General features: G+C 50.6%; 9 protein-coding genes. All 9 read left to right on the top strand.

Annotated elements, in window-relative coordinates:
* Nucleotides 1-322 precede the first annotated feature (322 nt).
* Entirely contained in the window at nucleotides 323-4486 is a 4164-nt protein-coding gene (locus tag AAIG11_RS13415) for a PAS domain S-box protein (protein ID WP_343186746.1), read from the top strand.
* Between the two features lie 211 nt (nucleotides 4487-4697).
* On the top strand, nucleotides 4698-5645 hold the full coding sequence (locus AAIG11_RS13410) for a S66 peptidase family protein (protein ID WP_343186745.1): 948 nt from the start codon (nucleotides 4698-4700) through the stop codon (nucleotides 5643-5645).
* A gap of 76 nt (nucleotides 5646-5721) precedes the next feature.
* Nucleotides 5722-7473: an ABC transporter substrate-binding protein gene (locus AAIG11_RS13405; RefSeq protein WP_343186744.1), complete on the top strand. Its 1752-nt coding sequence runs from the start codon at nucleotides 5722-5724 to the stop codon at nucleotides 7471-7473.
* A gap of 120 nt (nucleotides 7474-7593) precedes the next feature.
* Nucleotides 7594-8562: an ABC transporter permease gene (locus tag AAIG11_RS13400; RefSeq protein WP_343186743.1), complete on the top strand. Its 969-nt coding sequence runs from the start codon at nucleotides 7594-7596 to the stop codon at nucleotides 8560-8562.
* Between the two features lie 11 nt (nucleotides 8563-8573).
* On the top strand, nucleotides 8574-9452 hold the full coding sequence (locus AAIG11_RS13395; protein WP_343186742.1) for an ABC transporter permease: 879 nt from the start codon (nucleotides 8574-8576) through the stop codon (nucleotides 9450-9452).
* 3 nt (nucleotides 9453-9455) lie between these two features.
* Nucleotides 9456-10421: an ABC transporter ATP-binding protein gene (locus AAIG11_RS13390; protein ID WP_343186741.1), complete on the top strand. Its 966-nt coding sequence runs from the start codon at nucleotides 9456-9458 to the stop codon at nucleotides 10419-10421.
* Entirely contained in the window at nucleotides 10414-11430 is a 1017-nt protein-coding gene (locus AAIG11_RS13385) for an ABC transporter ATP-binding protein (RefSeq protein WP_343186740.1), read from the top strand. The genes AAIG11_RS13390 and AAIG11_RS13385 overlap by 8 nt, the downstream gene beginning before the upstream one ends.
* Nucleotides 11423-12871 carry a Sapep family Mn(2+)-dependent dipeptidase gene (locus AAIG11_RS13380; protein WP_343186739.1) on the top strand — a complete coding sequence of 483 codons (1449 nt, stop codon included), beginning with the start codon at nucleotides 11423-11425 and terminating at the stop codon, nucleotides 12869-12871. The genes AAIG11_RS13385 and AAIG11_RS13380 overlap by 8 nt, the downstream gene beginning before the upstream one ends.
* Nucleotides 12872-12933: 62 nt before the next feature.
* Nucleotides 12934-13299 (top strand): hypothetical protein, encoded by a 366-nt coding sequence (locus AAIG11_RS13375; RefSeq protein WP_343186738.1) that lies wholly within the window; start codon nucleotides 12934-12936, stop codon nucleotides 13297-13299.
* Nucleotides 13300-13354 lie beyond the last annotated feature (55 nt).

Raw genomic sequence — 13354 nt, 5'->3', positions numbered from 1 at the left:
TCCTTGTGGGCTTCATTTCTTCAACTATACGTTAGGAGGCCTCTGACAACTATCCTAAAACTGGTTGAAGCCATGATGGAAATAATGTGCAATGAAGTGGGGGAGCTTTAGGGCAAAAAAATACCAGAAATTTCAGAAATTTCTTGCAAAAATACGATGTTTATGGTATACTTATCTGTCATGCAACAAGAATGAGTACGTATTCAGAAAAAATACAATCCCCTGTCTTTCCAAAAAGTGCAGTGCAAGTTAAGAAGAACGAAACACTGCCTCCGACGGATGACCGCGGTTGAGGTTTGATCAATGCAAAGGATGAACAGAAATGAAACGAAAGAAAGAACTTAGGACGCAGCAACAGGGCAAACAAAATCAGTCAACTGCTTTAAAAACGATACATCATTCGGAGGAAGCTCATCTTCGGAAAGTAGAGATAGCACTGGCAGAAAAAGCAGAACTGTTACAGCGTATCACTGACAGTATGTTTGACTTAATGGACACAACCACCCCTCAAAAAATAGCAGAAGATATGCATAACCTCACAGGCGCAGCCTATGTTGTCTTCAATCGGTTTGATGATAAGGGACTCGACTTTACCACACTTGCCATTGCCGGCGCCTCAGAAAATCTGTTGAAAGCAACTGAAATGCTGGGATTTGACCCCATTAATAAGAAGTGGCCCCATGACCCGGCACGTCAGGCCAGAATCCGGAATAAGACTCTGACCACCTTTGAGAGCATGGAAGCTTTGACAGGAAAGGTGCTTCCGATTCCATTGATCCGCCTGTTTGAAAAAATCTTTGGCATTGGTCAGGTGAACCTGGTCAAAATCATGAAGAAAGAACTAATGCTTGGGGATTTCACCCTGATCATGCCCTTGGGCAGCCAATTAAGAAACCCGGAACTGTCGATCCTGTATGCGACACAGGTGGGATTGTATCTGGACCGGGAGAATGCCATGCACCGATTGCAGCAGGAGCGGGACCTCTTTGTCTCAGGTCCGGTTTTGACCATCGCATGGAACCCACATGATACAGGCAATGTCATGCAGGTTTCCGAAAACGCAACAGAAATACTGGGGTACACTCCCGAAGAAATGGCGGATGATACTTTTAATTATGATGAACTGATTCATCCGGGGGATGTGGAGCGGGTTCGCACTGAATCTGCTGCTTATCGGAAGCAAAGAGTCGAAAATTTCAACCAGTCCTACCGTCTGAAAACAAAATCTGGCGCATACCACTGGTTTTATGACCAGACCCGGTGCATCATAAATCCCGAAGGAGAAATCCTGGAACATCGTGGGTATCTGATGAACCAGACACCGCTGAAAGAAGCGCAGGATTCACTTGTGAAAGAACGACAGCGATTGGCAGATATCATTGAAGGAACACGTGTGGGTACATGGGAGTGGAATGTGCAGACCGGAAAAATCATGTTAAATGAGCGATGGGCCGAAATGGTGGGATACACCCTGGCAGAACTGGAACCAACCAACATTGACACCAGAGAACTCTTTGTCCACCCGGATGATCTGAAGGCCTCTGAAGTCCAGCTGCAAGAAGTGTTCAGCCATCAGCGAGACCACTATGACATTGAATACCGTATGAAGCATCGGGATGGCCACTGGGTCTGGGTGCAGGACCGGGGAAATGTCACTTCATGGACAACAGACGACGAGCCGCTCCTGATGAGTGGCACTCATACAGATATCACTGAAAAAAAACTGGTGGCAAAAGCCCTGGCAGAAAGCGAAAAAGCGTATCGAGCTTATATTGAACAGTCACCACTGGCCATCTTTGTTACCAATGCAAAGGGAAAGTATCTGCGGGCAAATCCGGCGGCTTGCTTTTTAACGGGCTATACAGAAGAAGAACTAACAAGAATGACGATTAATGATCTGACGCCACCAGAGTTCAAAGACCAAGATCAGGTTCGAAAAAGCGAAGCACAAGAAAAACGTACTGTCGCCGCAGAATTCATTGGGCTTAAAAAAAATGGTGAACGCTATTGGGGCCGCATTCACATTTCCATCATCAACGAAAACGAAACCATGGGGATTGTGGAAGATATTTCTGAACGCAAGGAAATGGAAGCAACGCTGGCATCCAAGCAAAAAGAGTTGGAAACGTATTTCACCTCAAGTCTGGACTTGCTTTGCATCGCCAACACAAACGGAACCTTCATCCGCTTGAACCCGGAATGGGAGAAAGTGCTGGGGTACTCCTTGGATGACCTGGAAGGAAAAAAGTTTCTGGACTATGTTCACCCGGAAGATTTACCGGCTACCTTGGAAGTGATTCAGGATTTGAAAAGTCAGGAGGAAGTCAGCAGCTTTACCAACCGATACCGTTGCGCCGACAGCACCTACCGCTGGATTGAATGGCGGTCAAGACCGGTGGGAGAAGTGCTGTATTCTGTGGCGCGGGACGTCACAAAAAAGTTTAAGCAGGAAGAAAAACTGCTGGAATTCACTGCCATGCTGGAGATGAAAAACCTGGAGCTGGATGTGGCCGCTCACCAGGCAGAGCAGGCCAATCGAACCAAAAGCCAGTTTCTGGCCAACATGAGCCACGAAATACGCACGCCGATGAATGGCATCATGGGATTTTTACAGTTGCTGCAGGAAACCAAAACAGACAAGCAGCAGGCCACCTACATTAACTACATCAAAACTTCCAGCGAAATTCTACTGAGTCTCATCAATGATATTCTTGACCTGAGTAAAATCGAATCGGGAAAAATGGAACTGGAAACTATCCCCTTTGACCTGCGCTCAGCTCTTGAAGCCGCCGTAATTCCTCAGGCGCACCGGGCTCACAGTAAAAATTTGGAGCTGAATCTTCTCGTGCGTCCCAGCCTGCCCTACCAGGTGAAAGGAGATCCAACTCGGCTCAGGCAAATTGTCACCAATCTGGTGAGTAACGCCGTGAAATTCACCGAAATCGGAAATATTTCTGTTGAATGCAGTCAGATAGATGAAAGTGATACCATCAGCACCGTTGAAATTCAGGTGAGAGACACAGGTATCGGCATCTCCGAAGAAGCCATCAGCCGTCTTTTTGAATCTTTTACCCAGGCAGACGCTTCCAACACCCGGGAATACGGTGGCAGCGGGCTGGGTCTCGCCATCAGCCGCGATCTGGCCCACCTGATGAAGGGTACCATCACCATAGACAGTACCCCTGGAGAAGGCAGCACCTTCACCCTGACCCTTCCCCTGGAAAAAGACCAAACGCCCCTACCTCAGCTGGCCAGTCACCAGATTTTAAAAGGCAAGCACATCATGGTGGTGGACGATGATGGGTCAAACCGGGAGATTATCCGCACCTATCTGGAAGAAGCCGGTTGCCGGGTGACAGAAAATGCACGGGGAACCCATGCACTGGAACAGATTATTGCAAAAACTGCCAATCGGGAAAACATCCATTGCATCCTGCTGGACCAGCAAATGCCCGGCATGGCAGGAGAAGCCATGGCCTTGGCTTTGAAAGCCATACCTGATACCAAAGATATTCCCTTGTGCCTCCTGACCTCTGTCATGGAACCTGGCAGTGCCAAAACAGCAAGTGATATAGGCTTTGGCGCTTACCTGCCCAAACCCTTCGGTCGGCGTGACCTGTTAGACACCGTTGCCAGTCTGGTGACAGGATTGAAAAAATCCCGAAGCTCATCCCTCGTCACCCGCCACAGCCTCAGGGAAGCCCACGACAACCAGCGGATCAAGGTGCTGGTGGTGGAAGACCAGCCTGTCAATCAGGCTTTGGCAGTGCAGCTGCTGCAAAATAGGGGCTTGAGCTGTGATGTAGCCCAGAATGGTCTTGAAGCCATAGAAGCCTGTCGACACCAAAGCTATGACCTGGTGTTAATGGATATACAGATGCCCGTGATGGATGGCCTGGAAGCCACTCGGCAGATTCGGCGGCTGAAAGGGATTAAACAACCCCGAGTAGTCGCCATGACTGCCCACGCCATGAAGGAAGATGAAACCAGATGCCTGAAAGCCGGCATGGATGCCTACCTGGCCAAACCGCTGGACTTTATGGAAATCAACGCCCTGCTCCATGAAGATGTCAACCAGGCAATCCAAAATGAAGATGAAGGGTTTTCGGCGGGATCATCGGAATCAACTGAACTTGAAGCCGCGCTTGCCAATAGCCCTGACATTCGGACAACAATCATACAAAAGCTAATGAGTGAAACCGATTTTGATAAAGAAACTGCAGAAATACTGCTGAAGCAGGGTACGAACGCTTGGTTAGAACTGCTTGACGATATGGTAGCTGCCCTTGAAATAGAAGATTGGCACACATTAAAGCAAAAACTTCACAATTTCACCGGATCCACCGCCAATCTGCGCGCAGTCTCATTCAAAGAACTGGCTTCGCAAGCAAAAGTACAGGTCGCAGCAAAAGACAGAGAAAAACTGGGTGAGACACTGGCTGAAATTCAGGCCATTCTTGATCACATGAAAGCTGAAGAGTCATAACCGGGGTGAAAAGAACATGCTGCGGATCCAATGGAGATCTGCAGTTTTTTTTATGAATATAAGCCCATCAGGGTGATGATAATGAACGATGATATCGGGTATCTTTGTCTTAGAGATGAACACAGTTTCATGCGAAAAATGCAGACATAACTTGCTGGCGTCCACCGATTTTCCCAGATAAATGTGTCATGAATCCATTGGAGGAATAAGGATGAAACCCAAAATGCTTCAACCAGGAGATACCATCGGTGTGATTTCCCCAGCAAGCCCTTCTTACCGGAGCAGCGATGTGGTTCGGGGGATTGAAACCCTGAAGAAATGGGGGTATAAGGTTCAGCTGTCGAAAAATCTCAACAAGCGTAAGGGGTTTGTAGCCGGAACCGATCTGGAGCGGGCGGAGGATTTCAATGACATGTTTGCCAGAAAAGACATTGATGCCATTTTTGTCACTCAGGGCGGCTACGGATCTGCCAGAATGTTAAAATACATCGATTTCGAAGTGGTAGGCCAGAACCCCAAAATATTTATCGGATTCAGTGACATTACTTCACTGCATTTGGCTGTTCTTAAAAATACAGGACTGATCACCTTTCATGGTCCCAGTATGTCCCGTTTCAATGCGGAAGAACTCACCAGTTACACCAAGGAATCACTGTTCAGAGCCCTGACAAAACCGGAGCCCATGGGGAAAATACAACTGGCGGATGAGAAAAAATATATCGATCTTATTTACCCGGGAAAAGCGGAAGGTATTTTAACAGGCGGTAATTTAACATTGGTCTGCGCCACCCTTGGAACACCCTATGAGATCGAGACTGCGGGCAAAATACTTTTTCTTGAAGAGTTGGACACAGAACCCTGGATCATCGATCATATGCTTACTCACCTGGCCAATGCCGGCAAGCTGCAGGAGGCGGTGGGCATCGTGGTGGGTGAGTGCATCAACTGCCGGCCAAGTCAGCATAATCCGGGATATTATGTGGATTTGAGTACGGAAGACCTCCTTCAGGAATACCTGAAGCCTTTGAAAAAACCTGCCATTTACGGGCTTCCCATCGGTCATACGAAGGATATGGCCACCCTTCCGCTGGGGGTTCGGGCACGGCTCAATGCCGATAAAAAAGAGCTGGAAATATTGGAAAGTGCCGTGGAACCATAGAAAACAGGGGCCGCCGGAAGAATCAAATCCACAGAAGAAATACCAACCATTCACGAGAAAAAAAGGAGAATGAAAGGTGAAAAGGAAAAGGTGCGTATCCATGGCGGTGATCCTGGCCTTGACGGTGATGATGCTGGCAGCACCTGTCACAGGTGCACAAGAGCCGCTGAATACCATGCGGGTTGGCGTAACGGTGGAAGTGGATTCACTCAGTCCTCTGATTTCTTACAGCCAGATTGGTTATGAAGTGTTTCAGCTGGTGTACGATCCCTTGGTGATGCTTGATGAAAACCTGGAAACAGCTCCGGGGCTGGCAACAGATTGGCAGATCAGTGATGACCAGCTGGAGTGGACCTTTACCCTGCGGGATGATGTGAAATGGCACGATGACACCCCCTTTACCTCGGCCGACGTGAAATTCACCTATGAGCTGTTGATGGAAAATGAACTGGGCATGTATTCCGGTTCCCTGGGAGGCATGACGGAAGTGTCGACCCCGGATGAAACAACCCTGGTCATCCGTACGGAACTGCCGAAAGCCAATATGTTGCTGAATGCCTGTCCCATTCTGCCGGCCCATATCTGGTCAGAAGTGTCTCCTGATGAATATGACGCCTGGCCTAACAGTAGTCCGGTCGGCACAGGTCCTTTTCGGTTTGAAGAGTTTCGGCCGGGGGAGTACCTGAAACTCGCCGCCAACGAAGAGACGTTTCATGGCCGCCCCCAAATAGACGAATTGATCTTCGTGCTTTATGCCAACACAGACACCATGGCCCAATCCCTGCGGCTGGGGGAAATTGACGCAGCCACCAACTTCAGCCCAAGCCAGTTGGAGGTGTTAAACAGCGATGCAAGCATTGACGCCATTGCTGCAGTGGAGCTGGGCTTTGTGGAACTCTCCTTTAACAGCTGGGACGACCCTTCTTCCACATCACACCCACTGCTGCTCGAACCTCCTGTCCGTCACGCCATTGAATACAGCATTGATAAACAGCGGATTTTAGATATGGTGTATTCCGGCCAGGGAAGTGTGGGTACCACCCTGGTACCGCCGGAAGGGTTCTATCATTACGAGCCCACATCAGCTGAGCTGCGTGATTACGATGTACTGATGGCCAACCAGGTTTTGGAAGAAGCCGGCTTTGCAGACCTGAACGGCGACGGTATTCGACAGGCTCCGGATGGTACTCCTCTGGAATTCTTGCTAACCCTGCGGGCGGATAATGCCAACGAAGTGCAGGCTGGCCAAATGATTGCCGGCATGGTGGCAGAAGCGGGCATCAAGTTCAACATCGAAACGGTGGATGACGGTGCGTTAATGGATAAGATCTACTCCGGTGATGTTGATATGTTTATCTGGGGATGGGGGGCTGACCTTGACCCCACCACCATTCTCAATGTGATGACCACCAGTCAGATCGGAAACATGAGTGATTCCAATTATTCCAACGAAACCTATGACCGGCTGTTTATGGAACAGCAGACCATCATGGACCCAGATGAGCGGCGGGAAGTAGTGTGGAAAATGCAACAGATTCTTTATGAAGAAGCACCCTACATCATCCTGTTCTACGATAACAGCCTGCAGGCAGTGAATACATCCAGATGGACAGGCTGGAGACGAATACCTGATGAAGGCGGTTATTTCTTTAATTTGACCAATTACAACTACCTGAACCTTCAGCCTGTGGCCGGTGCCGGCGATGCAACGGTGCCAGCAACGGGAGGTTCCGATTCTTTAGGTCATATCATCGGCGGCCTGGGAATAATGGCAGTCGTTGCCTTCTTTGTTTTCCGAAAGAAGAAAGCAGCCAACTCCTATCGTTAGCAATAGAAGGAAATCATGCAAAATCAATTGTCAGCAGCACAAGAGGGCAGCGATCTAAAAACAGGCAAGTACCGTGAAACGACTGAAGGCTGCTTTAGCGAGACGCGAGGGGGTGGTTGAGTGAAACGACAATACCTGGGGAAAAAGATCATCCAGTCACTGGCAACCATCTTTTTTGTGCTGGTCTTTAATTATGTGCTCTTTCGAATCATGCCGGGGAATCCCCTGGCCATGATCATGCGCAATCCCCGGGCATCTCAGGAAGCCATTGAACGGACCCGGGAACTTTTTGGGCTGAACCAGTCCTGGTATGTACAGTTCGGGATCTACCTTAAGCACCTGTTTACCGGTGACCTGGGCACCTCCTTTCTTTACCGCCAGCCGGTGACCCAGGTCATTGTCGCCCGGATCATGCCCACAGTGTTGATGGTGGGACTGGCCCAGATACTGGCCACCATCGCCGGTATGGTGCTGGGAGTGCTTGCTGCCTGGAAACGTGGCAGCCGCATTGACATAGCTTCCCTCAGTTTTTCTCTGGTGACTTATTCCATGCCCACTTTCTGGCTGGGGATCATTCTGATTGCCGTGTTCAGCGTCAGCCTGCGCTGGTTTCCCACTTCCGGCATGTTAACGCCGGGGCAGTCCTTCCCCAATCAGTTGGCCATGATAAAGGATGCCGCCCGGCACCTGGTGCTGCCAGTGATGACCCTGAGCCTGGTGCTCATTGGTGAATACACCCTCACCATGCGGAATACTTTATTGGATGTACTGACTGAAGACTACATGACCACCGCCAGGGCAAAAGGGTTTGACGACACTTATCTCATACGAAAACATGCCCTTCCCAATGCCATGCTCCCCATGATCACCATCATTGCCATCAACCTGGGGCTGGTCATCGGCGGCACCATACAGGTGGAAACCATCTTTTCCTGGCCAGGTCTGGGCAGGCTGATGTTTGATGCGCTGAAAGCCAGGGATTATCCCTTGCTTCAGGGCATTTTTCTGTTGATCACCCTCAGCGTGATTGTAGCCAACCTGATTGCGGATGTGACCTATGGCTACCTGGACCCCCGTGTGCGGGAATAAAGGAGAACAGCATGAGCTCAATCTATCGGGAAATGAGACTAAAAAAGCTGGCACACTTCTGGACCAGCTTCAAAAGCAACGGGATGGCCATCTCCGGGGCTCTTATTCTGGGGTTTTTCACAGTGGCTGCCATCATCGGGCCACTGATTTTCCCCTATAACCCCATGGAATTCGGAACCGTGGAAACCATTCTTCAGCCCCCCAGCACCACTCATTTTCTGGGAACGGACAACCTGGGAAGGGACATTTTCAGAAACCTGCTTTCCGGCGCCCGCATCTCACTGATGGTGGGCATTCTGGCAACACTGATCTCCATGTTTCTGGGTACCTCCGTCGGGATCATCTCCGGGTATTTTGGCAAAGCCATCGACAGCATCCTCATGCGGGTTACCGACTTCTTCCTGGTGATCCCCTGGCTGCCCCTGGTGCTGGTGCTGGCCGCCATTCTGGGCTCCAGTGTCTGGATCATCATCCTGGTCATCGGCCTTACCAGCTGGGCAGGCACCGCCAGGGTTGTCCGTTCGCAGACTCTGTCGGTGAAAGAACGTCCCTTTATTGAACGGGCCAGGGCCATTGGCGCCGACCACAGCACCATTATGATGCGGCATATCCTGCCCAACGTATTCCCCCTGGTGTTTGCCAACACCATCCTGGTGACAGCAGTGGCCATCATCTCCGAAACCACCCTGAGTTTTCTGGGGTTGGGGGATCCCACCCGGCCCAGCTGGGGCATGATGCTGCATTACGCCTTTCAGTCCGGGGCGGCCAGTTCCGGTGCCTACTGGTTTTTTCTTCCCCCCGGGCTCTGTGTGGTGCTGGTGGTACTGGCCTTCACCTTTCTGGGCTATGCCTTTGATGAAATCCTGAACCCGAAGCTGCGGAGGAGATAAGCCATGGAACTGCTGCGTGTGGAAAATCTGAAAACCTATTTTCATATCTCTCAGGGGATCGTCAAGGCGGTGGATGACGTCAGCTTTACCCTGGCATACGGCCAGTGCCTGGGCCTGGTGGGGGAGTCAGGCTGTGGAAAAACCACCACGGCCCTTTCCATCAATCGATTGCTGCCCCCAGAAGGGAAAATCCAGAGTGGCAACATATACCTGGAAGCGGTTAATTTGACAGCACTGTCAGATGACGAAATTCGCAAACGACGCTGGAAAGAGATTTCCATGATCTTTCAGGGAGCCATGAACGCCTTGAATCCTGTGATGAAAATCGGTGAGCAGATTGCCGAAGCGGTGGTGCTGCACCAGCAGGTGTCCCATCAGCAGGCCTGGGGCCGGGCAAAGGAACTCTTTGAACTGGTTGAGCTGGAGCCAGACCGCATCAGCGGCTACCCCCACGAGTTCAGCGGTGGCATGAAGCAGCGGGCCATGATTGCCATGGCGCTTGCCTGTGACCCCAAGCTGGTCATCGGTGACGAACCCACCACAGCCCTGGACGTGATGGTGCAGGCTCAGATTCTCAACCTGCTGGACAAACTCCGCCAAAACCTGAACATGGGGCTGATCCTCATCACCCACGACCTGTCCATTCTGGGAGAAACCTGTGACCGGATCGCCGTCATGTATGCAGGGAAGATTGTGGAGATGGGCAGCACAGAAGACATATACCACGAGCACATGCATCCGTACACCTATCGACTGCTCAGGGCCTTCCCTCATATCCGCGGACCGAAACAGATGCCGGAGCCCATTATGGGAACACCGCCGGACCTGATTCGACCCCCCTCAGGGTGCCGGTTCCATCCCCGCTGTGATTATGCCAAAGAAATCTGCCGGGAAGAGGAGCCGGGTATGACAGCTGCCGGAGACGGCCATGCCTATGCCTGTCATTTTGGAGGTGCGTTCAATGGATAAGGTGGTGGAGTTGAAAAACTTGAAAGTCACCTTTGTGGAAAAACAGTCGTTCCTGAAAGAACTGCTGACGAAAGAAATGCCACTGGTACGGGCCGTTGACGGTGTGGATTTAACCATCAAAAAAGGGGAAATACTATCCCTGGTGGGGGAAAGCGGCAGCGGCAAGACCACCCTGGGAAAAGCTATTCTGCATTTGGTGGACATTGCTGAAGGCGAAATTCTTTTCCAGAATCAGGCGGTGAATTTTAAACACAAAAAGGAGACCCGCCGCTTTCGGCAAAAAGCCCAGGTGATTTTTCAGGATCCCTACCAGAGTTTAAACCCCCGAAATCTGATTATCGATATTGTGGCAGAACCACTGGAGGTCAACGGGCTGGTTAAAACCGAAGCGGAGCGGAAGGAGCGGGTGATGAAAGCCTTACAGGACGCCGGCCTGGACCCGCCGGAAAGCTATCTTTACCGGTACCCCTATGAACTCAGCGGTGGTCAGCGGCAGCGGGTGGCCATTGCCAGCGCCCTGATCCTCGACCCGGCATTCATCGTGGCAGACGAACCGGTCTCCATGCTTGACGTCTCCATTCGGGCGGGCATTCTGAAACTGCTGGTGGAACTGAAGGAATCCAAGGGCCTGGCATTTCTCTTTATCACCCATGACCTCTCCCTGGCCTGGCTGATTTCTGACCGCATCGCCATTATGTACCTGGGAAAAATCATGGAAATTGGCGAATCAGACACCGTCATCAAACAGGCTGAACACCCTTATACCCAAGCATTGCTTGACGTGATGCCCATACCGGAAGTCAACCGGCACCGTCAGCGGAAAGTCCTGTCCGGCGAATCGCCCAACCCGACAAACATCCCCGCAGGCTGCCGCTTTCATCCCCGATGCCCGCATGCCTTTGACCGGTGCCGGGAAGAGGAGCCAGTACTGCAGGCGGTCAATCCACACCACCTGGCGGCCTGTCATCTCATTGAAAAAAAGAAAACACAGGAGAAAAGCCATGATTGATCAATTACTGCAGTGCCTTCAGGAAGAAAAGAATGACATGATCAAAGACCTGGTGGAACTCATCGGCTTTCAAAGCATCACAGCAAACCAGGCAGAAAACCGCCTGGCGCTCTTTTGGATCCTTGAAAAAGCAGCACAACAGGGCATGAGGGTCAGCCATACGCCTGAGGAAGACTGCGGTGTTATTGAAATTGGACAGGGAGAAGAAACCATTGGCATCCTTACCCATGTGGATGTGGTGGGAGTCGGTGACCTTCAGAAATGGGAGACGGATCCCTTTACAGGTACGGTTAACGGTGAGTGGATTATTGGTCGGGGCGCTGTGGACGACAAAGGGCCCACCATTGTGATTTATACCATTCTTCGTCTGATGCATCGACTGAATCTGCCCATGAAAAAGCGGATCCGGCTCATCATCGGTACCCAGGAAGAAAGCAGTTGGACAGACATGGCACATTTCAGACAGGCCTTCACACCGCCGGATTACGGGTTTACACCGGATGGTGACTTTCCCGTGCACCACATGGAAAAGGGCTACGCCGATGTGCAGTTGACCTTTGACGTGGAACAGCAGCCGGCGTATGAAATAATCACCCTGACAGCTGGAGACAGCGAAAACACCATTCCTTCCAGCGGGCTATTGGTGATCAAAACAGATACGGGAGACCAGTGTCGCAGGCTTTCCAGGCAGGCTCAACAGGTCATCGGCAGTCGCCAGGCGAAGGCTGTTCCCATGGGAGGCATACCATCATCTGTCGGCGTGAGGTGCGAGGAGAACCGCTTCCAGCTTAATGCGAAAGGCATTTCCAGTCACAGCTCGCTGCCCCAAAAGGGTGTGAATGCCATTAGCCTGCTCGTGGAAATACTGGCTGAACTGGACCAAAAAGAACAGCTGCTGCACCCGTCCTTCAGAAGGGTGATGGATTTCATCCAGCTTTTCAACGGCTGCCATGATGGCTCCACCCTTGGCTTTGATAACAGTCACAGCCTGTACCAGGGAGAGTATATGGGTGAAAACAGTGTAGTGCCAACAGTTTTTTTATTTGAAGAAGACAAAGTCAAGCTGAACCTGAACATCCGCCACCGGTACGGCGTCAGCTTACAGGATCTGGAAAGGGAATTTCAGGCATTGACCCAGAAGTACGGGTTCACCTTTCAGATTCGAAACTACCAGGACCCCCTATATGTGTCTCGTCATCTCCCCTTTTTTGAGAAAATGCACCAGGCCTATGAGTATGTTACCGGCCAAAAAAGTGAATTTGCCCTGGCAGATGGGACATCCTACGCCAAGGCACTTCCCAATATGGTTTCCTGGGGACCGATTTTTCCCGGTGAGACAGACACCTGCCATCAGGAAAACGAACGCATTCATATCGACAGTTTAATGAAGGCGGCGGAGATATACGCCCGGTACCTGGTGGCAGATGCGGTGAAGTCGTAAAATATAACACTGCAAAAGAGTTGCCATTCCGAATTATCAATGATTACTAAGGAGGAATCCGCTTGAATGCGAGACAGAAAAGTGATGAACGCTGTGAAATTTGTAATAACTACTTCAAAGTACAACACATGGTAAAAGTTAGAAGCCTGCAACCTTCTTTGTTGCATCGAATTATGCAGGACTATCCGGAGATTAACGAGAGCAGCGTTCTGTGCCTGGAGGATCTTAACCGATTTAGGACGCTGTTGCTGCACGAAATCATTCAGACAGCACGTGGCGATTTGGATGAGACGGAAGAGGCGGCGTTAAAAAGCCTGAGAGAAGGTGAGATCGTTTCGCAAAATGCTGAGGATAATTGTGCCGCTGTGAACACCATTACCGAAGACATGCATCTGGAACATTATTATCTCAAGCCGCCAGGATTTTGAAAACCCGTTGTGGCTTCACCTGATAGATAAGATGAGAATTTGATAGTGTCTGAAT

The sequence above is a fragment of the Anoxynatronum sibiricum genome, assembly GCF_039414295.1.
In the GTDB taxonomy this organism is placed as follows: domain Bacteria; phylum Bacillota; class Clostridia; order Peptostreptococcales; family Tindalliaceae; genus Anoxynatronum; species Anoxynatronum sibiricum.
Note: the sequence above shows the minus strand (reverse complement) of the source record. Positions and strands in the feature narration are given on the sequence as shown.